A 24,420-nucleotide genomic window follows, 5' to 3' on the forward strand; every position below is an offset into this window, starting at 1 on the left:
ATGACTTTTGCCATTTGTTTTTTGGAGAAGAACACATCGCAAAAGTTTTTCTATTCAAAATCAGGTATCCCCATGCTTTCAGGAATTCCCATCCCCAAGGACGCCGTGCGTCCGTCCGAAACCGTCCTCGTCAACATCACGCCGCAAGAAACGCGTGTGGCTGTTTTGGAAGAGAACAATATCTGCGAGCTGCACATCGAGCGCAACAGCGGCCATAGCTTGGTCGGCAATATTTATTTAGGCGTCGTCAAACGCGTCCTTCCCGGCATGCAAAGCGCGTTCATCGATATCGGCTTGGAGCGCGCCGCGTTTCTGCATATCGTCGACGTCCTCGAACAACGCCGCAATCCGGACGAAACCCAACGCATCGAACACATGCTCTTTGAAGGCCAGTCTGTCTTGGTTCAGGTCATTAAAGACCCCATCAACACCAAAGGCGCGCGCCTGTCCACCCAAATCTCATTGGCCGGCCGTTTCCTCGTCCATCTTCCGCAAGAAGACCACATCGGCATTTCCCAACGTATCGATGATGATGCCGAACGCAGCAGTTTGAGGGAGCGCCTCAACAACCTGCTGCCCGAAAATGCCTGCCACGGCTACATCATCCGTACCAACGCTGAAAACGCCTCCGATGACCAACTGCAATCGGACATTAACTATCTGACCAAAGTGTGGGAACACATTCAAAAACAGGCAAAAATCCAGCCGCCCGAAACCTTGCTCTATCAAGATTTGCCTTTGAGCCTGCGCGTTTTGCGCGATATGTTCAGCCTCGATACGCACAAAATCCTGGTTGACTCCACTGAAAACTACCGCCGCATGACCCAGTTTGCCGAGCAATACGTTCAAGGCGCATTGGGCAGAATCGAGCTGTTCAAAGGCGAACGCCCCCTATTTGAAACCCACAACATCGAGCAGGAAATCGCCCGCGCCCTGCAACCGCGCGTCAATCTCAACTTCGGCAGCTACCTCATCATCGAGTCCACCGAAGCCATGACCACCATCGATGTCAACACCGGCGGCTTTGTCGGCGCGCGCAATTTTGATGAAACCATCTTCCGCACCAACCTCGAAGCCTGCCACACCATCGCCCGCGAACTTCGCCTGCGTAATCTCGGCGGCATCATCATCATCGACTTCATCGATATGGCGCAGGAAATCCACCGCGAAGCCGTCCTGCAAGAGCTTGCCAAAGCCCTCAGTTTCGACCGCACCCGCGTCACCCTCAACGGCTTTACCAGTCTGGGCCTTGTCGAACTGACCCGCAAACGTTCGCGCGAAAACTTAAGCCAAATCCTCTGCGAACCCTGCCCTTCCTGCCAAGGCCGGGGCCGTCTGAAAACGCCGCAAACCGTGTGCTACGAAATCCAACGCGAAATCGTCCGCGAAGCGCGCCGCTATGATGTCCAAGCCTTCCGCATTTTGGCTGCTCCGAATGTCATCGACTTGTTCCTAGACGAAGAATCGCAATCGCTGGCGATGTTGATAGACTTTATCGGCAAACCGATTTCGCTGGCAGTCGAAACCGCCTACACGCAGGAACAATACGATATTGTGTTGCTGTAAAGATAAAAGGCCGTCTGAAAACTTTTCAGACGGCCTTCTTGTTTGAGCGAATAAAGATTACGGTTTCACTACTTTACCGTTGATTTTGACGGAAGTCAGTTTCAAGTTGTAGGTTTTGCCGTCATCGGTATAACTGATTTGCGCAGGGATATTGTCGATATCGGAAGCAAACGAGTAAGTCACGGTATCGTCGCCACGGCGGACGCGATATTTGCTCACAGGCGTTGTACCGCCGCTCAGTTTATAGCTTTCGCTGCCGATTTTGTTCATGCTGCCGACGGTGTACAGTTTTTTACCGTTGGTAATTTTCAAACCTGACGGCAGCCGCACATCATTGGCGGCCAGTTGCCATGCCAAAGTGAACAAGTCCATGGCTGGGCCGGATTTTTCGGTTTTCAAATCGCCTGCTTTGCCGTAAGTGATGTTGCCGCCGGAGAATTTGGCCTCGGCATACACTTTGCCGCCGCGTACATCTTTGTAGTAAGACGGATGCAAGGTCGTGCCGTTGATGCTGCCGCCGGATTCAAAGCGGATATTGTAAAGCGGTACTTTGATGGTAGAGACGATTTTGTATTGGCTGCCGCTGCGTGTGAAGGTCATGGTCGCAGGAATACCGTAGCTGCCTGAGTATTGCAAAACGGCAGATTGTGGCAATTCAGCGGCTTGTGCGCCGATGGAGGCAGTGAGCAGGGAAAGTGTCAGCAGGGTTGTTTTAATCGGATTCATGATGTTTTCCTTGTGTGTATGGTGTTTTAATTAAGCCAACAGGCTTTGTCCGGCGGCATTGCGTTGTGCATTCAAAACGCGGTTGCCTTCGATTTTCAGACGGCCTGCAACGAAATCAGCAACGGCTTGTGGGAAAAGCTGGTGTTCAACCGTCAGCACGCGTACGGCAACATCGTCAGCGGTATCACCGTCCAAAATAGGCACAATGCCTTGCGAAATAATCGGACCGCAATCCAGCTCGGGGGTCACAAAATGGATGGTGCAGCCAGCTACTCGGCAACCTGCTTCCAATGCGCGTTCGTGGGTGTGCAGACCTGTGAAAGAAGGCAGAATGGACGGATGAATGTTGATCAGGCGGTTTTCATAATGTGCGCAGAACTCCGGAGTCAAAATGCGCATGAAGCCCGCCAATACGACCAAATCGGGCTGATAGGCATCGATTTTCTCCATCATGGCCTGATCGAATGCCAGGCGCGAGTCGAAGTTTTTATGGTTCAAACTGTCGGTGGCAATACCGCGCTCTGCCGCCCATGCCAATCCGGCTGCGGTCTCGCTGTTGCTCAATACGGCTGCAATGTTGGCATCGGGAATATTGGCATTCACAATTGCCTGCATATTGCTGCCGCGTCCGGAAATAAGGATGACGATATTTTTCATCACAATTCCTTGTTTATTTGGAACAAAGGCCGTCTGAAACGGAATTTTTCAGACGGCCTTTTATCCGTTGTTTAAGGGCGTAAGCCTTGATTTGGATTATTGAACTTTTTGTACGTCAACTTGTACTGGTTGTTGTGCAGCGGCATCAGGTGCACCTACTTTAACCAGTTTTACGTCGAATACCAAAGTTTCGTTCGGGCCGATTTTATCGCCGGCACCCACTTCGCGGTAAGCCAATTTGGCAGGGATATAGAATGTTGCTTCGCCGCCTTCTTTCAAGAGTTGGATACCTTCAGTCCAACCTGGAATCACTTGGCTTACAGGGAAGCTTACTGGACCGCCGTTGGCTTTGCTGCTGTCAAATACGGTACCATCAATCAGACGGCCTTCGTATTCAACGGTAACCATATCGTCTTTAGTTGGTTTTTTACCTTCGCCTTCTTTGGTGATTTTGTATTGCAGACCGGAAGCGCTGGTTTTCACGCCTTCTTTAGTCGCATTTTCTTTCAAGAACGCTTCGCCTTTTTCCAAGTTCACTTTGGCATCTTCAGCACGTTTGGCAGCTGCTTTTTCTTGTTGCTCTTGCAGGAATTTCATCATCACTTCCTGAGCTTGGGCTTCAGTCATTTTGACTTCTTTGCCTTCAAACATGGCTTCCATGGCTTCGGTGAAGACTTTCAAATCGATTTCCGTACCTTGGTCTTTCATTTGTTTCAATGAACGGCCGATGTCCACACCCATTGCGTAGCTGGCTTGTTGGGCAGTAGAACCGATGGCAGAAGCATCTGCAGTCGCATTTGAAGCTGCTGAAGCAGCTGGGGCATCTTTAGCGGCAGTGTCTTTTTGGTTGCAAGCAGTCAGTGCCAACAAAGCAGACAAAGCCAATGCGCTGAATTTGAAAGTTTTGTTCATGATTATGTCTTTTCCGGAAAGGTCAAAAAAGGGGATTATAGCTGAGTTTGATTGAAATGGAATCAAGGTGGATAAAAATTTGTAAAGGCTCTTATCAAAAACATTAAGGCCGTCTGAAAACAGGTTTCAGACGGCCTACTCTTAGCTATCGGTCAAACGATTAATACCAGCCGCGCAGTTTCATTGCTTTTTCAACACGACGGATACTCATCATGTAAGAAGCAGTACGCAGGTCAACATCGTATTCTTGAGCCAAGTTCCAAATATCGCGGAACGCACGGCGCAGAACAACGGTTTCTTTCTCTTGAACTTCGTCAAACTCCCAATAGTAGCCTTGCAGGTTTTGTACCCATTCAAAATAAGATACAACCACGCCGCCGCAGTTTGCCAAAATATCAGGAACAACCAATACGCCGTTTTGACGCAGGATAACGTCTGCCTCTGGAGTAGTCGGGCCGTTTGCGCCTTCAACCACGATTTTCGCGCGGACTTTACCGGCGTTTTCAGAAGTCAGTTGGTTTTCCAGCGCGCAAGGGGCGAGCACGTCCACATCCAAAGCCAAAAGTTCGGCATTGCTGATTTCTTTGCCGTAGCCGGCTTCGTTGGTGATGAAACCTTTTTCTTGGAATTCTTTGATGATTGCTTCCATATCCAAGCCGTTTTCGTTGTAGATGGCAACGTCAACGGTAGATACGGCAACGATTTTCGCGCCAGCTTTGTGTGCATAGTAACCGGTGTGGTAGCCCACGTTACCGAAACCTTGAATGGCGTAAGTAGCACCCTTCACGTCTTTGCCCAGTTTTTCCAAAGCTTGGACGGCGGCGAAGTTTACGCCGTAACCGGTGGCCTCAGTACGCGCCAAGGAGCCGCCAAACTCAACCGGTTTGCCGGTGAATACGCCCGGTGCAGAATGTTTCACGACGTTTTCATAGGCATCAACCATCCAAGACATGATTTTGCCGTTGGTGTTCACATCAGGTGCAGGAATATCGATTTTCTCGCCAATCAGCGGAGAAATGGCTTCGGAATAAGCGCGGGCGATGCGTTCCAATTCCGCTTCGGAATAGTTACGCGGATCCAAAGTAATACCGCCCTTACCGCCGCCGTAAGGAATACCGGCCACGCAGCATTTGATGGTCATCCAGATAGACAGGGCTTTAACCTCGTCCATATTCACATGAGGATGGAAACGCACGCCGCCTTTGTAAGGGCCGACGGCATTATTGTGTTGTGAACGGTAGCCGGTGAAGTTTTCTACTGTACCGTTGTCGAGTTTGACAGGGAAGTTCACTTCCAAAACACGTTGCGGCTTTTTCAAGATTTCAAATACTGCTGGGTCGGCATTCAGGCGATCGCAGGCAATTTTCACTTGTTTTTGTGCAATTTCAAACGGATTCAGTGTTTCTTTAACAGCAGATGCGGACATGTATTTTTCCTTTTCATACACATGATTAGACGAGAGCCATACTTGTTACTATATACAAAAACAGGAAAAAATGTAATAGCATGTAGTCGATAAAAAGCAAATCCATTCATTTATATATGAATTTAGTTTGAGGCCGTCTGAAAATATCGGCATGCCGACCAAAAAATTTTCAGACGGCCTAGTATAAATGCTCATCAAACCATTCAAAAAAACACACAAACCCTTTGTTTTTTAATGCCTACCAAACCACCCTTTTTGTTGACAAAATCCCTTCCATATTCCAAATAGGCTAACAGCCTTACACCAGCAAAAATTGTTAACAATTTAAACAAATATCCCTTTAAAGAATCAGCAAAATATCGGCAAATCAGGCAAACAATGTTAAAATAAGCGCTTAAATAATATGACAGAAAGCTACTCAATGACTACTGCTGCTTTAGAACACGTTCAAGCCGTTGCCTTTGATTTGGACGGTACCTTATGTGATTCCGTTCCCGATTTGGCCGCAGCAGCCCAAGCCATGTGTGCGCACTTGGGTTTACCTGTTTTGCCTACCCAAACGGTTGAAAGTTATGTCGGCGACGGCATCAGCAAGTTGGTTCATCGTGTCATTACCAATGATCGTGAAAAAGAAGCCGATCCTGAAATCTGGGAAAAAGGCTTCGTGTTCTTTATGAAATATTATCGCGAACACTTAAGCGACTTTACCCGCCCCTACCCTGAAACCGAAGCCGGCCTCGGCCTGCTCAAGTCCTTGGGTATCCCATTGGTTGTCATTACCAATAAAAATGAAATTCTGGCTGCTGAGCTACTGAAACAGCTTAATCTCGATGGCTACTTCAGCCTGGTTCTCGGCGGCGACAGCCTGACTGAGAAAAAACCCAGCCCATTGCCGCTTCAACATGCGGCCGAAGTTTTGGGCATCGACGTTGCCAATATGCTGATGGTGGGCGATTCTAAAAATGACATTCTCGCCGCCAAAGCGGCCGGTTGCTTCAGCGTCGGCGTAACATTCGGCTACGGCGACATGACCTTGCTCTCTCAAGACAAAGCGACCAAACCTGATTTGTTGATTCGCGCCCTGCCTGAAATCTACGAAAATCTGCAACCGCAAAAAAACAAAGACGAAGAATAATTCGGCTTTATTTTCAGACGGCCTTTTCGGTGCTTTCGCCCAATCAGGCCGTCTGAAATGTAATTCAATGTAGTTAAATCCCTCCCCTTCCATATTCCCATGAAACCTCCCAAAACCTTACGCGCCCGCACCTTGGATATTCTTTCCCGTCAAGAAGTCAGCCGTGTCGGCTTGAAACGCAAACTGGCCCCACACGCTGAAAGCGAAGAAGAATTGGAAAAGGTTTTGGACGAATTTGCCGAACGGAATTGGCAATCCGACCAACGTTACGCAGAAGCCTATATTCACAGTAAAAGCAACCGTTACGGCACGCTCCGCCTCAAGCAAGCTTTGGCGCAACAAGGTATCGATGCAGACGACTGTCGGGAGTTCCTACCCGATAGGGAGGACGAGCTGCAAACCGCTATTTCCGTCTTACGTAAAAAATTCAAGCAAGAAGCTCAAGATTTGAAAGAAAAACAAAAACAAGCACGTTTCCTTGCTTATCGCGGCTTTGGTGCCGATACCATTCAGACGGCCTTAAAAACGGCGTGGAATGAAGACGAAGACTTCTATCAATAATCATTCCCACTTGAATCTTTGCTTCTATCGGCGTACCCTTACGTTTTTATTCAATAATTCAATCAGAGCTTCATCATGTCCGACAAACCGCACGATACACCTAATCCCCTACTCGAAGACGAACGCAAAAATCCTGTTTACCGCTTGGGTCAGGCAGTAGCCGGATTCATGTTGCTGGTTTGGGCCGGCGTTTTGGCCTTAGTTTTCTTCTTGGTTTTCCGTTTTTGGTTGAGTTAAACCCAATCCAATTACAAAAAAGCCATAAACCCTCTTAAAAAGAAGCCAACAGCTTTTATTTGTAAACATCAAAAAGGCCGTCTGAAAACACTTTCAGACGGCCTTTGCTTGTAACAAGATTATCCTCGAATCACTTTGCGGATATTTGGATTGGCATGCATTGCATGAATAATCTGATTAACCTGATCCAAGTCTTTGACTTTAATTGTGAATTTAAATTCTACAAAACCTTCCGTTCCTGCTTGCGCTTTGGTTGGAGTATCGACAGATTCGATATCCGCACCGGAATTGGAAATCGCTTGCGCCATTGAGGCAAGCAAACCATGCGCATCTTCGGATTTGACATTGAGGATGGTGCGGTACGTTTGATTTCGCATACTGTCCCAACCGGCATCCAACTGCTCTTCCGGATCGGCTTTAACCAAAGTTTGGCAGGTATCACGGTGAATAATCATGCCCTTGTCTTTGACCAATAAGGCGCGAATCGGATCGCCGGGGATCGGATGGCAACACTCGGCAAAATGAATCCGGCCGGTTTCTTGATCATTGACTTTGATCGGGCTGAGTTTGACTGTACTGCCAAAATGTTGGCCCGCCAACTCGGCAATGTGCATGGCAACATGTACCGGCAAAGTATGCCCCATACCGACATTGTAGAGAACCTCTTCAAACGAGGTTTGTTTGGTATTCAAATCGGCAAGGTATTTTTCTTTGAGGTCGTCTGAAAGCAGAACGTCTTTAGGCAACAGGCTGGATAAAGCTTTTTGCAGCAGGTTCTCACCCAAAACAACGGCATCGTGACGATTCAGATTTTTAATGTATTGGCGGATGGCGCTGCGCGCACGGCTGGAAACGGTAAAATTCAGCCATGCCACATTAGGCTTGGCGTGTTCGGAAGTAATGATTTCTACCGTATCACCGGTTTTCAGCTTGGTGCGCAACGGCATCATGACGTTATTGATACGCGCGGCAACAGTTTTATGACCGATATTGGTGTGAACGGCATAGGCAAAGTCAATCGGTGTCGCTCCTTTAGGCAAGGTAAGAATATCGCCTTTCGGGGTAACGATATAGACTTCGTTGGGGAACAAATCGACTTTGACATGCTCCAGAAACTCGATGGCATTTGAGCTGCTGGCTTGCAGGTCAAGAATATTTTTCATCCACCGGTTCATATGGAGGACGGCTTGGTCCGGAGTGTTTTCACCGGATTTATAAATCCAATGACCGGCAATACCGCCCTCAGCCACTGCATCCATTTCACGCGTACGGATTTGCACTTCGATCGGCAAACCGTAAGGGCCGACCAAGGTAGTGTGTAGGCTTTGGTAGCCGTTGCTTTTCGGAATGGCGATATAGTCTTTGAAACGGCCGGGCTTGGGGTGGTATAAATTATGCAATGCACCCAACGCGGCATAACAGGCAGGAATATTGTTTACAATGACCCGAAAGCCGTAGATATCCATTACTTCGGCAAAACGCAGCTTTTTAGCCAGCATTTTTTGATGGATGCTGTATAAGTTTTTCTCGCGGCCTTTGATTTTGGCTTCAATATTGACACCAACCAAACGCTGACCGAATGCACGCAACACTTTGCCGACAACATCGCGGCGATTTTTGCGGCTGTTGTCCATGGCTTTTTTCAGGGTTTCGTAGCGTCTTGGGTGGAGGTTTTGGAACGATAAGTCTTGAAGCTCTTGATACGCATTGTTCAGACCAATGCGGTTGGCGATTTGAGCATAGATTTCGAGGGTTTCTTTGGCGATGCGGCGGCGTTTTTCCGGACGCATAGAGCCAAGGGTACGCATATTGTGCAATCGGTCGGCAAGTTTGACGACGATGACGCGCACGTCTTTAGTCATGGCGAGGATCAGTTTGCGGAAACTTTCCGCCTGATGCTCGGCATGATCTTCAAATTTGAGTTTTTCCAGTTTGGAGAGGCCGTCTACCATTTCGGCAATGGTATCGCCGAATTCTGCCGCCATTTCGACTTTAGTTACGCCCGTATCTTCCAATACATCATGCATAACGCCCGCGCAGAGGCCTTGAACATCCATGTGCCAAATCGCAAGCTGCGTGGCAACAGCAAGGGGGTGGGTGATGTAGGGCTCGCCGCTTTTACGGGTTTGTCCGTCATGGGCGTGGAAAGCGTAGGCAACGGCTCTTTCAAGCTCGGCCTGCTCATTCTCATTGAGATAGGATGCGGTGCGAAACAGAAGCTCGCGCGCTTCTGCTGTCAGCGGGTCATAGGGGGCGGTAGGCAGTGGGGCTGGCATTTTCAGACGGCCTTTTATGGCTATTTTTTAAGCCGTCAGACTGTATCGGTTGTGATATCGCACCGATACAGTCCGCGCGACGGTTTTATCGGTTTGCCGGTTGGTTTATTTGTTGCGGGTCAGCAGCTCGGTTCCGATTTGTCCGGCTGCGATTTCGCGCAGGGCGGTTACGGTTGGTTTGTTGTTGCGGATGTCGTCAACCAATGGCGCATTGCCGTTTTCGAGCTGGCGTGCGCGACGGGCGGCAACTAGGGTAAGGTCGAAGTGGTTAGGGATTTTACCTGTGCAGTCTTCAGTAGTAATACGGGCCATGTTTGCTTGCTTTCTTTCTATGTTTCAAATAAACGGTTATTTTCGCTGTTTTTTACGAATTTTCCAACAGGTTTGAAATAAATCCCTGTTGAGAGGATTTTTTCAGACGGCCTGCTTTAATAATGTGGAACAAATCGGCTTCGGCACGATCCAAATCGTCATTCACAACGACGTAATCGAACAAAACGGATTGCTCAATCTCATGACGGGCTTTTGAAAGACGTGTTTGAATAACTTCTTCGCTGTCTGTACCACGGCCGATCAAACGTTGCGCCAAAACTTCAAAGGAAGGCGGCAGGATGAAAATGCTGCTGGCTTCAGGCAACGATTTACGCACTTGCGCCGCACCTTGCACATCGATTTCCAAAATTACATCATAGCCCTCTTCGCTCAACGAATTCACGCCGGCGATACTGGTGCCGTAGTAGTTGCCGAACACATTGGCGTGTTCCAAAAAGGCTCTTTGCTCAATTAGTGATTCAAACTCTTCTTTGGGAACAAAGTGGTAATGCACACCATGTGTCTCACCCTCACGTGGCTGGCGCGTGGTATGAGAAATGGAAACACGGATGTCATCATGATTTTTCAACAGGCGCGACACCAAGGTCGTTTTACCTGTGCCGGAAGCGGCAGAAATGATGTAAATATTGCCTTTTTTATGATTTTGCATGGTGGTTCAGCCGATGGTATGTATCTGTAAATTATAACACAACACAATGTTTCTCGAAATTTCAGACGGCATGTTGCAAAATTTGGCTATTGTATCGATTAATTTGGCAAGTCCGCATATGACCGCTACAATATCGTGTTAAAAACTTTTTGATTTCGGAATGTCGAGATGTTGATTCATCCTGAAGTAATGGGCGTAGAAGCTTTGGCGGACAAAATCCGTAAAATTGAAAACTGGCCGCAAAAAGGGATTTTGTTTCATGACATTACTCCCGTTTTGCAAAGCGCAGAATATTTCCGCCTGCTGGTCGATTTACTGGTTTACCGCTATATGGGGCAGAAAGTTGATGTCGTGGCAGGCTTGGATGCGCGCGGCTTCATCATTGGTGCAGCTTTGGCCTATCAACTGAACGTCGGCTTTGTCCCCATCCGCAAAAAAGGCAAACTGCCGTTTGATACGGTTTCTCAGAGTTACGCTTTGGAATATGGCGAAGCAACGGTAGAAATCCATACTGACGCCATCAAGCCGGGCGCACGCGTTTTGTTGGTAGATGATTTGGTAGCAACCGGCGGCACAATGCTGGCAGGTGTCGAGCTTATCCGCAAACTGGGCGGCGAAGTAATCGAAGCAGCTGCCATTTTAGAATTTACCGACTTGGACGGTGGCAAAAAAATCCGTGAAAGTGGCGCACCATTATTTACCCTATGCCAAAACAAAGGCTGTATGTAATAAAAAACCGCAAGCTAATCAGCCTGCGGTTTTTTATTATCACAATTATTCGAGAACGTATCCGTCCGTATCCCAGAAAGTTTTTTTCACCAACTGATCGTCTTTATAAACCAGCTCAGATTTCTTTGCACCATCATCATACCAATCCAAAATGATGCCGCTGCGTTTGCCGTTGCGAATACTCAATTCAGACACGATGCGGCCATTTTCATCCCAACTGATGATCTCCGTTGGTTTGTCATTGCTCATCATCATTTCAGTTTTCGGACTGCCGTCTGAATACCATTGTTTCCAATGGCCATTGGCTTTATCGTGCTTAAACTGAATTTCGCTTTCTTTCACACCATTTCGGTAATAGCGGGAACCCACGCCCTCACTCAGTCCATTTTGATAAGGCATTACTGCGGATTTTTTGCCGTTTGGATACCAGTTGACCCACTCGCCATGCGGTTTGCCGTTGCGATAGCTGCCGACCATCTTTTTCTGACCGTTGAAATGCCACAGGGTCAGCGTACCGTTATCCAAAGCCGGCACAAAAACCTTAATCTGACCGGCAGGTACTTCATAAGGATCAGAATATTTTTTCATCGATGGATAGTAAAAATCCTGCACCTGCGCCTTACCTGCCTCAATCTTGTATTGGCGGACATAAGCAACCGAAGGCATGGTCGCCGTCAGTTTACCGTTTTGATTGAAATAAACGGTATGTTGCTGGGCAAAGGCGGCAACGGGCATACTGAACAAGGCAGCAGCCAACAGGCCTGATTTTAAACAATTATTCATAATATTGGGTTTGGCAGTATATGTTCTACAAAAAGTCAGTAATAAAAATCTACCGGCATTTAAATCTATGACGAATATTATAAGCTATAGTTTCAAAGCCTGCTTGGATTTCATATTCGGCATTCTATAGACATTTGTATTTTCTTAAAACATTAAAAATTATATAGACCAAAGGCCGTTTGAAAATTTTTCAGACGGCCTTTGTTTTATTCATATCAAAATAAACTACTCTTCACCCAATAATTGCTCACGGGTCAACAAGAATACAAACCCATCGCCACCGCTGGTTTCCAACCAAGTAAACGGCAATTCGGGATAAGCCGCTTCCAATACTTCACGGTTATGACCGATTTCAACCAACAATACACCTTTCGGATTCAAATATTTCGCAGCCTGCAAAATGATTTGGCGTGTAGCATCCAAACCATCTTCTCCACTACCCAAAGCCAATTCCGGCTCATGTAGGTATTCATCAGGCAACGCTTCCACAGATTCTGCATCAACATAAGGCGGATTGGAAACAATTAAGTCGTAGGTTTCATCCAAACCTTCAAACAAATCGGTATGCACCAAGCTGATGCGGTCTTCCAAGCCATAATCTTCAATATTGATCGCGGCCACTTCCAGCGCATCCAAGCTCAAATCTACGGCATCGATTTGTGCATCGGGATAGTGGTGCGCCATTTGAATAGCCAAACAGCCGCTACCGGTACACAAATCCAAAGCTCGATGCACCAATTCATCATGTTCAATCCAAGGACGGATACCGTCGCCAAGCAATTCATAAATAAAAGAACGGGGCACGATGACGCGTTCATCGACATAAAAATCAAACTCACCCTGCCATGCCTGATGCGTCAGATACGCGGCAGGAATATGCTCCACTGCGCGGCGTTCGAGAATGGACAATACCTCTTCCTTCTCACTTTGCAACAATTTGGCATCCAAATAAGGCTCCAACGTATCCAAAGGCAGATTCAAAGTGTACAAAATCAGATAGGCTGCCTCATCATGGGCATTATCACTTCCGTGTCCGAAAAACAGTCCGGCATCATTAAAACAGCTGACGGCAAAACGCAATAAATCGCGAACAGTGGTCAGCTCTTGAGCAGCTTGGTTGAACATAATGTTTTGTCTTGTCGATTTAAGAATATTGAAATTATAACAGAAAGGCCGTCTGAAAACTTTTCAGACGGCCTTCGATTTAATTCAGCTTAAGATTATTTATCGCGGCTGAATACGATTTTGGTAGCTTGGATAGCAACGCAGACAGCACCACCGATGAAGATCAAGTCAGCAGCGGTACGAACCCAACGCAGGGTATCCAGAATTTCCATTTGCAGGAATTCTTCGCTACGGGCATACCACAGACCGTGAGTGATAGAAGCATAAGCTTGAATCACGCCGACCGGCAACAGGCTGATGGCAATCATACCCACCAGACCGCCGTTCAGCAGCCAGAATGCCCAAGTCATCAGTTTGTCGTCAAATTGAGCATTAGGTTTCAGGTAACGTGCAACCAGCAATACGAAGCCCAGAGCCAAGAAACCATACACACCAAACAGAGCCGCGTGAGCGTGAACTGCAGTAGTGTTCAGACCTTGAATGTAGAATAGGGAAATCGGCGGGTTAATCAGGAAGCCGAATACGCCGGCACCGATCATGTTCCAGAAGGCAACTGCTACGAAGCACATCAGAGGCCAACGCAGACGTTTCGCCCAGTCGGATAGGTGTTGGTAAGACCAGTGTTCGTAAGCTTCACGACCCAGCAGAATCAAAGGTACAACTTCCAAAGCGGAGAAACATGCACCGATTGCCATAGAGGCAGAGGTAGAGCCGGAGAAGTACAAGTGGTGCAATGTACCTGGGATACCGCCCAACATGAAGATTGCAGCAGCAGCCAAAGTAGAAGCAGTAGCAGTACTACGGCGGACAAAGCCCATGTTGTAGAAGATGAATGCGAAGGCGGCAGTAGCAAACACTTCGAAGAAACCTTCTACCCACAGGTGAACCACCCACCAACGCCAGTATTCCATCACAGCGATTGGAGATTTTTCACCGTAGAACAGGCCAGGAGCATAGAACACACCCACACCGACCATAGAAGCTACGAAGATAGCCAACAGGTTTTTGTCTGTACCTTTTTCTTTAAAGGCAGAGACAGTACAACGCAGCATCAGGAACAGCCACAACAGCAAGCCGACCATCAGCAACAGTTGCCAGAAGCGACCCAGATCCAAGTATTCGTAACCTTGGTGACCGAACCAGAAGTTCAGCTCAGGCGGAATGATGTGGGTCAAAGCAAAGAAGTTACCTGCGTAAGAACCACCGACTACGATGAACAGGGCGATGTACAGGAAGTTCACACCGGCACGTTGGAATTTAGGATCTTTACCGCCGTTCACAATCGGAGCCAAGAACAGACCTGCTGTCAGGAAGCCGGTTGCAATCCAGAAAATAGCGGATTGGATGTGCCAAGTACGGGTCAGTGCGTATGGGAACCAGTCGGCCATTTCAAAGCCCAAGGCGGTATCGATACCGTAGAAACCTTGACCTTCGACAGTATAGTGAGCAGTCAAACCACCCAACAGTACTTGTACGACAAACAGCGCAACAGTCAGGAATACATATTTGCCCAACGCTTTTTGAGAAGGAGTCAGTTGTACTTTGGAAATAGGATCCTCAGTAGGTACTTCAACCTCTTCGTGTTTGGTCAAGAAAGAGTAACCCCACATCAGCAAGCCGATACCCATCAGCAACAATACCACGCTGGTGAAGGACCACATGTAGTTTTCAGTAGTCGGTACGTTGTTGATCAAAGGCTCGTGCGGCCAGTTGTTGGTGTAAGTGAAGTTCTCGTCAGGACGGTTGGCCGAAGCAGACCAAGAAGTCCAGAAGAAGAAGTTGAACAGTTTTTCACGCGCTTCTTGGCTTGGCAATGTGTTGTTTTTCATTGCAAAGTGTTCGCGAGTGGTTTGGAACTTAGGATCGTCGCTGTACACACCGTGGTAGTAAGGCAGAATGCTTTCGATCGCTTTCACGCGAGTATCGCTGATAACGACAGAACCGTCTTCCTTAATACGGCTTTGGTTGCGGTATTCGTCAGCCAAACGGGTTTTCAGAACAGCTTGTTCCTCAGGAGAAACTTCGTCAAATTTTTTACCGTAAGTTTCTTGCGCAGTCAGATCCAACCATGCAACCAGCTCGCGGTGCAGCCAGTCGGCAGTCCAGTCCGGAGCTTGGTATGCACCGTGACCCAATACAGAGCCAACTTCCATACCGCCGGTAGTTTGCCATGCAGATTGACCTGCCAAAATATCGTCTTTGGTCATCAGGACTTTGCCGGATGCAGAAACGACTTGTTCAGGGTATGGCGGAGCCTTTTTATAGACCTCGCTACCCATATAACCAAGAATGGTAAAGCATACTGCCAGTACGGCAAACAGCAAGTACCAAAGCTTCTTGTACTGTCCCATTTTGAGTACTCCTTGATTTTGGTAAAAAGTGGTTGGGTATTAATTCATCAAATATGAATGTTAAAGATTGTATCACGGTTTTAAAAGTAAAGAAATATTTTGTCAATAATATTCCTTTAAAACCATTAACTTACATGATATTGATTCCTATTATCCTGTATAACCCCCTCCCTTGTTATATTTTGTGTTAAGCCCACACTAACATTTTCACACAAAAATAAACTTTTCGGTTTAGTTTTTTATACTACTAAAGGAGTATTTAAGGATTAAAAGATTCATATTCATTGAACAATTTGATTTATGTCAAAATACACCCAAACAAGCGCCTACATAATCATACAAAATTTCAAACCATCCTATCAGGATACTTAACTTTTCTTACAATAAGGAAACTTTAAACATGAAACGCCAAACCTTAGCTGCACTTATCGCTTCTGTATTTGCACTGGCCGCATGCGGCGAACAAGCTGCTAAACCAGCTGAAACTCCGGCTGCCACCGCTTCTGCCGAAGCTCCTGCTGCTTCTTCTGACTCACAAGCTGCTGCCGAGACTCCTTCTTCAGAATTGCCTGTAGTCGATGCCATCATGACTCACGCTCCGGAAGTTCCACCTGCAATCGATCGCGATCATCCGGCTAAAGTACGCGTTAAAATGGAAACCGTCGAAAAAACCATGACTATGGAAGACGGTGTTGAATACCACTACTGGACATTCAACGGCGACGTTCCGGGCCAAATGATCCGTGTACGCGAAGGCGATACCGTAGAAGTAGAATTCTCTAACAATCCTTCTTCTACCGTTCCTCACAACGTTGACTTCCACGCTGCTACCGGTCAAGGCGGTGGTGCAGAAGCTTCTTTCACTGCCCCAGGCCACACTTCTACCTTCAGCTTCAAAGCGCTGCAAGCCGGTTTGTACATCTACCACTGTGCCGTTGCTCCTGTAGGTATGCACATCGCCAACGGTATGTACGGTTTGATCTTGGTTGAACCTAAAGAAGGTCTGCCTAAAGTGGACAAAGAGTTCTACATCGTACAAGGCGACTTCTATACTAAAGGTAAAAAAGGCGCTCAAGGTCTGCAACCTTTCGACATGGATAAAGCCATTGCCGAACAACCTGAATACGTTGTATTCAACGGCCACGTAGGCTCTATCGCCGGTGACAACGCCCTGAAAGCCAAAGCTGGTGAAACTGTTCGTATGTACGTTGGTAATGGTGGTCCTAACTTGGTATCTTCTTTCCACGTTATCGGCGAAATCTTCGACAAAGTATATGTTGAAGGTGGTAAACTGATTAATGAAAACGTACAAAGTACTCTGATTCCTGCCGGTGGCGCAGCGATGATCGAATTCAAAGTCGACATTCCAGGCAGCTACACTGTGGTTGACCACTCTATCTTCCGTGCGTTCAACAAAGGTGCTTTGGGTCAATTGAAAGTTGAGGGTGATGAAAACCCTGAAATCATGACCAAAAAACTGAGCGACACCGTTTACCAACCTGCCGGTGCAGCCGCTTCTGCTCCAGCAGCTGCGTCTGGTGCTTCTGAAGCCGCTAAATAATCTCTCGGTTTTTAATACGCCAAGCCACTGCTGCCCTACTCTTTAGAGCCGCAGTGGCTTCCATCACAATTAATCTTCCTGTTCAATCAGACAGATTGATTTTTCAGACGGCCTTGTTATGATTAGGCTATCTGAAAAATAAATTTTCTGTTTCAATCGATAATAAGGGCGTACCATGAAACTCATACGACTCCTCCTCTTAGGCAGTGCCTTAATCTGCGGCAATACATTTGCTGCCGAAATGGTAAAAATCGAAGGAGGCAGCTACCGTCCTCTCTATCTCAAAAAAGAAACTTCCCTTATTAAAGTCAAACCCTTCCAGCTTGACAAATATCCGGTAACCAATGCCGAATTTGCCGAATTTGTGAAAACACATCCGCAATGGCAAAAAGGTAATATCGGCTCCAAACAAGCTGAAAAAGCTTACCTGAAACATTGGGTGAAAAACGGCAGCAACAGTTATGCGCCTAAAGCTAGCGAACTCAAACATCCGGTAACCAATGTTTCATGGTTTGCCGCCAATGCCTACTGCGTTTCCAAAGGCAAACGCCTGCCGACTATTGACGAGTGGGAATTTGCAGGTTTGGCCTCTGCCACTCAAAAAGACGGCTCTGCCGAACCCGGCTACAACCGTACCATCTTGGATTGGTATGCAGACGGCGGCCGCAACGGCCTGCACGACATCGGTAAAAACAAACCCAACTACTGGGGCGTATACGATATGCACGGCCTAATTTGGGAATGGACTGAAGACTTCAACAGTAGCCAACTCTCAGCCGGCTCGTCCAACACCCAAATGTTCTGTAGCGGCGCATCCGTAGGCTCAAGCGACCCATCCAACTATGCGGCTTTCTTGCGCTACGGCATCCGTACCAGCCTGCAATCCAAATATGTTTTAAATAACTTAGGCTTCCGCTGCGCAAGCAAATAAAGTTTAGTTTTATCACCAAAGCAGCTTTGGCGGTACTGGAAGGTATCGCCGCTTTTTTTGGCCGTCTGAAAAGATGTGGCGCACAAAGACAAATTGTGGCATAATCCGCCCGTCTTTATAAAAAGGCACTTAGGAGTTTGCTTAGGTCGTTTGGCTTGGCAAACTTGTCCGAACCTGAAAAGGTTCTTTTATTTTCGGAGTTATCCATCATGGCATTGACCGTAGAACAAAAAGCACAAATTGTTAAAGATTTCCAACGCAAAGAAGGCGATACCGGTTCTTCTGAAGTACAAGTCGCTCTGTTGACTTTCCGCATCAACGACCTGACTCCTCACTTCAAAGCCAACCCTAAAGACCACCACAGCCGTCGCGGCCTGTTGAAAATGGTTAGCCAACGTCGTCGCCTGCTGTCTTACCTGCGCCGTACTCAGCCTGATACTTACCGTTCACTGATTACCCGCCTGGGTCTGCGTAAATAATTTATGCTTAAAATCAACACCGCCTTTGGGCGGTGTTTTTATTCACATGCCCATGCCGTCTGAAACCAGGCTCACTCTGTGTTATACTTTCACACGCTTAAGCAGCAAGGCTTAAACTTCCAATCACTCCTTAAAGCTCCCATCAAAGCGAGAATCTGAATTGTCTGTTCATTCCATGTTGCACTCAGGAAAATTTTGGCTGAAAACCCTGGTTTTCAGCATTACCGCGCTTTTATGCCTCGCGGCGGTATTGAGTGCCTTAATGTTCCGCATATTCAACACAGAAAATATCGACGCATTCATACAAAAAAACTTTTCCGCCCATGGCTGCCAAATCAAATATAACGCCACTATCGGCAGAAAATGGCTGCCGCGCCCCACGCTGATTTTAAAAGACCTCAGCCTTTCCTCTTCCGAACCTGACACACCGACGCTGAACATCGCCGAATCCAAAATGGGCTTTGGCTGGAGCAGCCTATGGTCGGATGCCCCCATACTTGAGAAATGGATTCTTTTAAACCCGACACTGACACTGGACTCAAAACACCATCTGCCCACCTGCCTGCAACAAGACCCATCGTCAAAAGAAAGTTTTCAGCTCAACCGCGTCATCATCAATAGCGGCAGCATCCGCTATCACAATAAAGAACAAGATATTGCCTTAAACGATCTGCAATTTTCCCTGCGCAGAGCCGATTCAGACGGCCGTCCATTCGATATCAGCGGCACACTGCAAAACATAGGCAACCCCATCAGTTGGCAAGGCGTTGGCCATCTTGTACAAGATGATGCCGGCTGGAGCGTTCCCGCCCTAAAGCTGAACCTACAAACCGTATTACTCAAAAACAAGCTGGATGCCCAAATCGCAGGCAGCCTTAATTGGCAAAACCAAACCGCCCTACTCCGCGACTTCAATCTGCAAGCCGAAAGCGGCTACCAAAACTTGCATATCAACGCACGTTCTCCCCTCTTGCAATTCAAAAACGGCTATTTGCACCTCAATACACTCAACGGTGCATTGACCGCCGGCAGTGAAAACAACCAATGGGACGGCTCATTCAAACTGGACAAAGCCAACCTCTACGCAACCGTTTTGACCGCCGCCAATTTTGAACTCAAAGGCAGCCATAAAAACGACCGCCTCCAAACCAACTTTACCTTTTCCAGCCCGTTGGTTTGGCAAAAAGGCAAAGGCATCGACGCGCCCAAACTGCACCTCAGCACCCTGCAAGACACCATCAACCGCCTTCCCCGTCCACGCTTCATCAGCACACTCGAAGGGCAGGCCAACTTCAGCCTGAACACATGGGAAGGCCGTCTGAAAGGCGCATTTGACAGGCAGGCCCTTGCCTTGGCCTTTAAATACCAACGCGATGCCCAACCGCGTCCGCACCTTGACGCCGGTATTGCCTTACAAAAACTTAATCTGACCCCTTACTTGGAAGACCTGAAAACCCAGCCATCACTGAATCTTCCTTCCCTACTGGCCAAATCCTGGTTGCCCGACATTGAGGCCAACCTCCAAATCGGCAGCATTCAAACTGCCGGCCTGCAATTAGAAAACATCGAATCCCTGCTCACCGCCGATAAAGAACATATCGCCCTGCACCGTTTCAAAGCCGGGCTTTATGGCGGTAAAACCGAGGGTGGCCTAAGTATTGCGGCGACCCAACCTGCCTCCTACCACCTTCAGCAAAACGCAAAAGGCATACAAATTCAGCCGCTGCTGCAAGACCTGTTCGGTTTCCACAGCTTCAGCGGCAGCGGCGACGCCGTTATCGACATTAAAACCACCGGCAACGACCGCGCCCAAATGATACAAGCCCTAAACGGCAGCCTGCTCCTCGATATTACCAACGGCGCATGGCACGGCATCGATATGGACAGCATTCTGAAAAACGGCATCTCTTCGGAAAAAATCGACAACAGCAACCTCAAAACCCCTTTCCATCATTTCATCCTCAATAGCGAAATTGAAAAAGGCATCAGCCATCATATCAACACCGAACTGTTTTCCGACAGCCTGCACGTTGTCAGCAGTGGCTATACCGATTTGAATACCCAAAAGCTGTCCGAAAACCTGCTTATCAGCAATGTACTGCAACCTAAAAACAAACCGATTCCCCTAAAAATCGGCGGAACCGTACAAAACCCTTCTATTACCCTTGATTACAGCCGCTTGACCAATGGCATGAACACGTCTGCAGAAAAACAAAAAGCCCTGCAAGAAACCATACAAGAACAATGGAAGTGGCTCAAACCACGCTAAGTGTTCAAATCAAAGGCCGTCTGAAACCCAAAAAGTTTCAGACGGCCTTTTAACAGATACATTGTCAGAATAAGATGTTTATTGGGGAATAACCATATACACAATCAGTGCAACAATGATGGCAAACCATATAGCCAACATTATCAAGCCTTTTTTTGAGAGTTTTCTTTCTCTCCAATCGAGCCTCAATATTTCTACCGTACCCTCAAACATAGACCCAATCATTTCCATCAATATTTGAAGTAGAAATTCCAATAAATCCGACATCTACAAACCCAAACTCTCCCAAATCTGATCGATTTTGGCTGTAACGGCAGGGTCTTTTTTGATCACACGACCCCATTCGCGGTCGGTTTCACCCGGCCATTTGTTGGTCGCATCCAAACCCATTTTGCCGCCGAGTCCGCTGACGGGGCTGGCGAAGTCGAGATAATCGATGGGCGTGTTTTCTACCAAAACAGTGTCGCGTACGGGATCCATGCGCGTGGTTACCGCCCAGATAACTTCTTTCCAGTCGCGCACGTTCACATCGTCATCAACCACGATGATGAATTTGGTGTACATAAACTGGCGCAGGAACGACCAGCAGCCCATCATCACGCGCTTGGCGTGTCCGGCGTACTGTTTTTTCATGCTGACCACCGCCATGCGGTAGGAGCAGCCTTCGGGCGGCAGGTAGAAGTCAGTGATTTCGGGGAACTGCTTTTGCAAGAGCGGTACGAACACTTCGTTCAACGCCACGCCCAAAACGGCGGGCTCATCGGGCGGTTTACCTGTGTAGGTGGAATGGTAAATCGGGTTTTCACGCATGGTGATGCGCTCGACCGTGAACACGGGGAAATGATCCTGCTCGTTGTAATAGCCCGTGTGGTCGCCGTATGGGCCTTCCAACGCGGTTTCGTTCGGATGGATGACGCCTTCCAGTACGATTTCGGCACGGGCAGGCACTTGTAAATCGTTGCCGATACATTTCACCAGTTCCGTCCGCGAGCCGCGCAGCAGTCCGGCAAACTGGTATTCGCTCAAGGTATCGGGAACGGGCGTTACCGCGCCCAAAATGGTGGCGGGGTCGCAGCCAAGCACGACGGCGACGGAATACGGCGTATCGGGATTGAGTTTGCGGAACTCCTGATAATCCAACGCGCCGCCACGATGCGACAGCCAGCGCATAATCAGCTTGTTTTTGCCGATTAATTGTTGGCGGTAAATGCCGAGATTTTGGCGTTTTTTGTGTGGACCGCGCGTGACGGTCAAACCCCATGTTACCAGCGGCGCAACATCTTCTGGCCAGCAATGCTGAATCGGCAGTTTATACAAATCAACGTCTTCACCTTCCCATACAATTTCCTGACACGGCGCGTTTTTCACCACGTTCGGCGCCATGCTCCAAATGTCTTTCAATAGCGGCAGTTTGGAAAACGCGTCTTTGATGCCTTTGGGCGGTTCGGGTTCTTTCAGATACGCCAGCGTCTGCCCGATTTCGCGCAGCTTGGATACGCTGTCCGCCCCCATGCCCATCGCCACGCGTTCGGGCGTGCCGAACAGGTTTGCCAACACGGGATAGTCGTAGCGCGTACCGTCGGGTTTGATCGGGTTTTCAAACAGCAACGCCGGCCCTTCGGCACGCAGCACGCGGTCGGCGATTTCGGTCATTTCCAAATGCGGCAACACCGGATGCTGAATGCGCTTGAGTTTGCCATCAGCTTCCAATCCGGCGATAAATTCTCGCAAATCTCTGTATTTCATGATTTCATTTTCCTGAACAGGCCGTCTGAAAACAAACTGCCATTTCGGGTTTGAAAGATAAACCAGCGGCTATTGTACCTGCCAAATCTGTTCAAATCCCAACTTTCTACGTCCGAATTTTGAGATTTTTTGCAAACTACCGTCAAATTTAAACAATATCTGCTTGTGATTGCTTTCAGACGGCCTTATCTTTGGTAAAATTCCGACTTAATCCAGTCATCAATCAATATCTATCGTGGGACAGCGGCCATGTTTGCATTTTTAGAATCTTTTTTCGTTGAATACGGCTATGCGGCCGTGTTTTTCGTTTTGGTTATTTGCGGCTTCGGCGTGCCGATTCCTGAAGATTTGACACTGGTTACAGGCGGCGTGATTTCCGGCCTGGGTTATACCAACTCGCATATTATGTTTGCCGTCGGCATGCTCGGCGTATTGGTAGGTGACGGCTTTATGTTTGCGGCCGGCCGGATTTGGGGACAAAAAATCCTTAAATTCAAACCGATTGCCCGTGTGATGACGCCCAAACGCTATGCCCAAGTACAGGAAAAATTCGACAAATACGGCAACTGGGTTTTATTCGTCGCCCGTTTCCTGCCTGGCCTGCGTACCGCCGTTTTCGTGACCGCAGGCATCAGCCGCAAAGTTTCCTACCTGCGCTTTATCCTGATGGACGGTCTGGCCGCGCTGATTTCCGTTCCGGTTTGGATTTATTTGGGCGAATACGGCGCACGCAATACCGACTGGCTGATGAAAAAAATGCACAGCCTGCAATCCGGTATCTTTATCGTACTGGGCATCGGCGCAGTCATTGTCGGCTGGATTTGGTGGAGAAAACACCGCCGCCATACCTTCTTCCGTGAAAAACTGCACGAAAAACGCGCTGCAAAAGCCAAAAAACAAGCCAATCAATAAACCATTCCAGGCCGTCTGAAACACTTCCCCGCTTTCAGACGGCCTCAATCATTCATCAGAAACACCATGAAACAAAAAATCTTCGTCCTCTACACCGGCGGCACCATCGGCATGACCCAAAGCAGCGCAGGCCTGCGTCCCGACACTGCCCTCGTCGATAAAGCCCTTGCCCCCTTTTCAGACGGCCTTGATTTCGAATGGCACGTTTGCCAGCCGCTCATCGATTCTTCCGCGGTAACGCTGCAAAACCAACGCGACTGGCTGGAGCTTATTATCGCCAAACTGCCTGACTATGACGGCATTTTGGTGCTGCACGGCACGGATACCATGGCATACACCGCCAACCTCTTCGCCCTTTCGCTGCAAGGTTTGGACAAACCCGTTATCCTGACAGGCTCGCAATGGCCTTACGATGCCGCCAACAGCGATGCGCCGCGCAACCTTGCTACCGCCGTTTCCGCTTTCTCGCTCAAACTCAAACAAGTGGTCATTGCCTTTGACGGCAAACTCTTCCCCGCCGTCGGCAGCAGCAAGGTCAGCACCGAGACCGCCGCAGGTTTTGACAACCTGCATTTTGGTGCGCTCGCCGAATGGGAGGAAAACAAAGGTTGGCACAATATCCGTACCGCCCCGACCCAACATTCAGACGGCCTCAAACCGCGTCTTCCAAATCCTGAAGCCAAAGTTTCTGTCCGCACGCTGATTCCCGGTTATGCTGCGCAAGAACTTTCAGACAGCCTGCCCCACCTTTCCGCCCAAGCCCTGATTCTGCAAAGCTATGGCCACGGCAATGCGCCGAACAACGATGCGTTTGTCCGAGCCGTTCAAGCCTTTACGCAACAAGGCAAGTTGCTGCTCAACATCAGCCAAGTGCCGCAAGGTTGCGCCGCTGCCGTCTATGCCCAAGGCGATGCTTTGCGTCAGGCAGGTATTATCAACGGCGGCAAATGCAATCTCGAAACCGCCACTGCGCTGATGACCCTCGCCGTATCTCATGACTGGAATGCAGATAAGGTGCAACAAGAATTGCGACAATTAAATCTGCTGTAAACCACC

Annotated in this window: 22 protein-coding genes; 11 read left to right on the forward strand and 11 right to left on the reverse strand. The window is 48.3% G+C overall.

Annotated elements, in window-relative coordinates:
• Nucleotides 1–72 precede the first annotated feature (72 nt).
• Entirely contained in the window at nt 73–1,566 is a 1,494-nt protein-coding gene (gene rng / locus DBY95_RS04755) for a ribonuclease G (RefSeq protein ID WP_049331553.1), read from the forward strand.
• A 57-nt stretch (nt 1,567–1,623) separates the two neighbouring features.
• On the opposite strand, the gene DBY95_RS04760 is transcribed toward rng, so the two are convergent.
• The 4 genes from DBY95_RS04760 to DBY95_RS04775 form a co-directional block, all read right to left on the reverse strand.
• Complete coding sequence (locus DBY95_RS04760; protein ID WP_049331554.1) at nt 1,624–2,292, reverse strand: membrane protein; 669 nt, start codon at nt 2,290–2,292, stop codon at nt 1,624–1,626.
• 30 nt (nt 2,293–2,322) lie between these two features.
• Nucleotides 2,323–2,949: a phosphoribosylglycinamide formyltransferase gene (gene purN / locus DBY95_RS04765; protein WP_049331556.1), complete on the reverse strand. Its 627-nt coding sequence runs from the start codon at nt 2,947–2,949 to the stop codon at nt 2,323–2,325.
• A 96-nt stretch (nt 2,950–3,045) separates the two neighbouring features.
• A complete protein-coding gene (locus DBY95_RS04770; protein WP_107723549.1) occupies nt 3,046–3,861 on the reverse strand; it encodes an FKBP-type peptidyl-prolyl cis-trans isomerase in 816 nt (271 codons plus the stop codon).
• A 160-nt stretch (nt 3,862–4,021) separates the two neighbouring features.
• Complete coding sequence (locus DBY95_RS04775) at nt 4,022–5,287, reverse strand: Glu/Leu/Phe/Val family dehydrogenase (RefSeq protein WP_107723550.1); 1,266 nt, start codon at nt 5,285–5,287, stop codon at nt 4,022–4,024.
• A gap of 421 nt (nt 5,288–5,708) precedes the next feature.
• Between DBY95_RS04775 and DBY95_RS04780 the strand changes: the two genes are divergently transcribed.
• From DBY95_RS04780 to DBY95_RS04790, 3 genes are all read left to right on the forward strand, one after another.
• Entirely contained in the window at nt 5,709–6,422 is a 714-nt protein-coding gene (locus DBY95_RS04780) for a phosphoglycolate phosphatase (RefSeq protein WP_107723551.1), read from the forward strand.
• A gap of 99 nt (nt 6,423–6,521) precedes the next feature.
• Entirely contained in the window at nt 6,522–6,983 is a 462-nt protein-coding gene (gene recX, locus DBY95_RS04785; protein WP_107723552.1) for a recombination regulator RecX, read from the forward strand.
• Nucleotides 6,984–7,058: 75 nt separating this feature from the next.
• Nucleotides 7,059–7,220 (forward strand): hypothetical protein, encoded by a 162-nt coding sequence (locus tag DBY95_RS04790; RefSeq protein ID WP_039861975.1) that lies wholly within the window; start codon nt 7,059–7,061, stop codon nt 7,218–7,220.
• 119 nt (nt 7,221–7,339) lie between these two features.
• Here DBY95_RS04790 and DBY95_RS04795 read toward each other — a convergent pair whose 3' ends face one another.
• The 3 genes from DBY95_RS04795 to gmk form a co-directional block, all read right to left on the reverse strand.
• A complete protein-coding gene (locus DBY95_RS04795) occupies nt 7,340–9,496 on the reverse strand; it encodes a RelA/SpoT family protein (RefSeq protein WP_107723553.1) in 2,157 nt (718 codons plus the stop codon).
• 105 nt (nt 9,497–9,601) lie between these two features.
• The gene (rpoZ, locus tag DBY95_RS04800) at nt 9,602–9,808 is read right to left on the reverse strand and encodes a DNA-directed RNA polymerase subunit omega (RefSeq protein WP_107723554.1); all 207 of its coding nucleotides are present in this window, start codon (nt 9,806–9,808) and stop codon (nt 9,602–9,604) included.
• A 52-nt stretch (nt 9,809–9,860) separates the two neighbouring features.
• Nucleotides 9,861–10,478, reverse strand: a complete 618-nt coding sequence (gene gmk, locus DBY95_RS04805; protein WP_107723555.1) for a guanylate kinase — start codon at nt 10,476–10,478, stop codon at nt 9,861–9,863.
• Nucleotides 10,479–10,646: 168 nt separating this feature from the next.
• Between gmk and DBY95_RS04810 the strand changes: the two genes are divergently transcribed.
• On the forward strand, nt 10,647–11,207 hold the full coding sequence (locus DBY95_RS04810) for an adenine phosphoribosyltransferase (protein WP_003682296.1): 561 nt from the start codon (nt 10,647–10,649) through the stop codon (nt 11,205–11,207).
• Between the two features lie 45 nt (nt 11,208–11,252).
• Here DBY95_RS04810 and DBY95_RS04815 read toward each other — a convergent pair whose 3' ends face one another.
• The 3 genes from DBY95_RS04815 to DBY95_RS04825 all read right to left on the reverse strand — a co-directional run bounded on the left by DBY95_RS04815 (nt 11,253) and on the right by DBY95_RS04825 (nt 15,466).
• Nucleotides 11,253–11,990: a toxin-antitoxin system YwqK family antitoxin gene (locus DBY95_RS04815; protein WP_107723556.1), complete on the reverse strand. Its 738-nt coding sequence runs from the start codon at nt 11,988–11,990 to the stop codon at nt 11,253–11,255.
• A 225-nt stretch (nt 11,991–12,215) separates the two neighbouring features.
• Nucleotides 12,216–13,115 (reverse strand): 50S ribosomal protein L3 N(5)-glutamine methyltransferase, encoded by a 900-nt coding sequence (gene prmB, locus DBY95_RS04820; protein WP_107723557.1) that lies wholly within the window; start codon nt 13,113–13,115, stop codon nt 12,216–12,218.
• Nucleotides 13,116–13,210: 95 nt separating this feature from the next.
• Complete coding sequence (locus tag DBY95_RS04825; protein ID WP_107723558.1) at nt 13,211–15,466, reverse strand: nitric-oxide reductase large subunit; 2,256 nt, start codon at nt 15,464–15,466, stop codon at nt 13,211–13,213.
• A 400-nt stretch (nt 15,467–15,866) separates the two neighbouring features.
• Between DBY95_RS04825 and nirK the strand changes: the two genes are divergently transcribed.
• The 4 genes from nirK to DBY95_RS04845 all read left to right on the forward strand — a co-directional run bounded on the left by nirK (nt 15,867) and on the right by DBY95_RS04845 (nt 20,706).
• Nucleotides 15,867–17,027: a copper-containing nitrite reductase gene (gene nirK, locus DBY95_RS04830; protein WP_107723559.1), complete on the forward strand. Its 1,161-nt coding sequence runs from the start codon at nt 15,867–15,869 to the stop codon at nt 17,025–17,027.
• A gap of 175 nt (nt 17,028–17,202) precedes the next feature.
• Complete coding sequence (locus DBY95_RS04835) at nt 17,203–17,958, forward strand: formylglycine-generating enzyme family protein (RefSeq protein ID WP_107723560.1); 756 nt, start codon at nt 17,203–17,205, stop codon at nt 17,956–17,958.
• Between the two features lie 209 nt (nt 17,959–18,167).
• Nucleotides 18,168–18,437 carry a 30S ribosomal protein S15 gene (gene rpsO / locus DBY95_RS04840; protein ID WP_036491726.1) on the forward strand — a complete coding sequence of 90 codons (270 nt, stop codon included), beginning with the start codon at nt 18,168–18,170 and terminating at the stop codon, nt 18,435–18,437.
• A 175-nt stretch (nt 18,438–18,612) separates the two neighbouring features.
• Nucleotides 18,613–20,706, forward strand: coding sequence for an AsmA family protein (locus tag DBY95_RS04845; protein WP_107723561.1), 2,094 nt, complete (start codon nt 18,613–18,615; stop codon nt 20,704–20,706).
• Between the two features lie 267 nt (nt 20,707–20,973).
• Here the strand turns inward: DBY95_RS04845 and ubiD are convergent, their stop codons facing one another.
• Nucleotides 20,974–22,452 (reverse strand): 4-hydroxy-3-polyprenylbenzoate decarboxylase, encoded by a 1,479-nt coding sequence (ubiD, locus tag DBY95_RS04855; RefSeq protein WP_107723563.1) that lies wholly within the window; start codon nt 22,450–22,452, stop codon nt 20,974–20,976.
• Nucleotides 22,453–22,701: 249 nt separating this feature from the next.
• Here ubiD and DBY95_RS04860 point away from each other — a divergent pair, with 249 nt between their 5' ends.
• Both DBY95_RS04860 and DBY95_RS04865 read left to right on the forward strand, forming a co-directional pair.
• Complete coding sequence (locus tag DBY95_RS04860) at nt 22,702–23,364, forward strand: DedA family protein (protein ID WP_107723564.1); 663 nt, start codon at nt 22,702–22,704, stop codon at nt 23,362–23,364.
• 66 nt (nt 23,365–23,430) lie between these two features.
• A complete protein-coding gene (locus tag DBY95_RS04865) occupies nt 23,431–24,414 on the forward strand; it encodes an asparaginase (RefSeq protein WP_107723565.1) in 984 nt (327 codons plus the stop codon).
• Nucleotides 24,415–24,420: the final 6 nt, after the last annotated feature.

It is taken from the genome of Neisseria subflava, assembly GCF_003044935.1.
Lineage (GTDB): Bacteria > Pseudomonadota > Gammaproteobacteria > Burkholderiales > Neisseriaceae > Neisseria > Neisseria subflava_E.

What these genes read in the sequence shown, in the direction of transcription:
- rng (WP_049331553.1), top strand. Translation starts at nt 73, where the DNA reads ATGCTTTCAGGAATTCCCATCCCCAAGGACGCCGTGCGTCCGTCCGAA.
- DBY95_RS04760 (WP_049331554.1), bottom strand. Translation starts at nt 2,292, where the DNA reads ATGAATCCGATTAAAACAACCCTGCTGACACTTTCCCTGCTCACTGCC.
- purN (WP_049331556.1), bottom strand. Translation starts at nt 2,949, where the DNA reads ATGAAAAATATCGTCATCCTTATTTCCGGACGCGGCAGCAATATGCAG.
- DBY95_RS04770 (WP_107723549.1), bottom strand. Translation starts at nt 3,861, where the DNA reads ATGAACAAAACTTTCAAATTCAGCGCATTGGCTTTGTCTGCTTTGTTG.
- DBY95_RS04775 (WP_107723550.1), bottom strand. Translation starts at nt 5,287, where the DNA reads ATGTCCGCATCTGCTGTTAAAGAAACACTGAATCCGTTTGAAATTGCA.
- DBY95_RS04780 (WP_107723551.1), top strand. Translation starts at nt 5,709, where the DNA reads ATGACTACTGCTGCTTTAGAACACGTTCAAGCCGTTGCCTTTGATTTG.
- recX (WP_107723552.1), top strand. Translation starts at nt 6,522, where the DNA reads ATGAAACCTCCCAAAACCTTACGCGCCCGCACCTTGGATATTCTTTCC.
- DBY95_RS04790 (WP_039861975.1), top strand. Translation starts at nt 7,059, where the DNA reads ATGTCCGACAAACCGCACGATACACCTAATCCCCTACTCGAAGACGAA.
- DBY95_RS04795 (WP_107723553.1), bottom strand. Translation starts at nt 9,496, where the DNA reads ATGCCAGCCCCACTGCCTACCGCCCCCTATGACCCGCTGACAGCAGAA.
- rpoZ (WP_107723554.1), bottom strand. Translation starts at nt 9,808, where the DNA reads ATGGCCCGTATTACTACTGAAGACTGCACAGGTAAAATCCCTAACCAC.
- gmk (WP_107723555.1), bottom strand. Translation starts at nt 10,478, where the DNA reads ATGCAAAATCATAAAAAAGGCAATATTTACATCATTTCTGCCGCTTCC.
- DBY95_RS04810 (WP_003682296.1), top strand. Translation starts at nt 10,647, where the DNA reads ATGTTGATTCATCCTGAAGTAATGGGCGTAGAAGCTTTGGCGGACAAA.
- DBY95_RS04815 (WP_107723556.1), bottom strand. Translation starts at nt 11,990, where the DNA reads ATGAATAATTGTTTAAAATCAGGCCTGTTGGCTGCTGCCTTGTTCAGT.
- prmB (WP_107723557.1), bottom strand. Translation starts at nt 13,115, where the DNA reads ATGTTCAACCAAGCTGCTCAAGAGCTGACCACTGTTCGCGATTTATTG.
- DBY95_RS04825 (WP_107723558.1), bottom strand. Translation starts at nt 15,466, where the DNA reads ATGGGACAGTACAAGAAGCTTTGGTACTTGCTGTTTGCCGTACTGGCA.
- nirK (WP_107723559.1), top strand. Translation starts at nt 15,867, where the DNA reads ATGAAACGCCAAACCTTAGCTGCACTTATCGCTTCTGTATTTGCACTG.
- DBY95_RS04835 (WP_107723560.1), top strand. Translation starts at nt 17,203, where the DNA reads ATGAAACTCATACGACTCCTCCTCTTAGGCAGTGCCTTAATCTGCGGC.
- rpsO (WP_036491726.1), top strand. Translation starts at nt 18,168, where the DNA reads ATGGCATTGACCGTAGAACAAAAAGCACAAATTGTTAAAGATTTCCAA.
- DBY95_RS04845 (WP_107723561.1), top strand. Translation starts at nt 18,613, where the DNA reads ATGTTGCACTCAGGAAAATTTTGGCTGAAAACCCTGGTTTTCAGCATT.
- ubiD (WP_107723563.1), bottom strand. Translation starts at nt 22,452, where the DNA reads ATGAAATACAGAGATTTGCGAGAATTTATCGCCGGATTGGAAGCTGAT.
- DBY95_RS04860 (WP_107723564.1), top strand. Translation starts at nt 22,702, where the DNA reads ATGTTTGCATTTTTAGAATCTTTTTTCGTTGAATACGGCTATGCGGCC.
- DBY95_RS04865 (WP_107723565.1), top strand. Translation starts at nt 23,431, where the DNA reads ATGAAACAAAAAATCTTCGTCCTCTACACCGGCGGCACCATCGGCATG.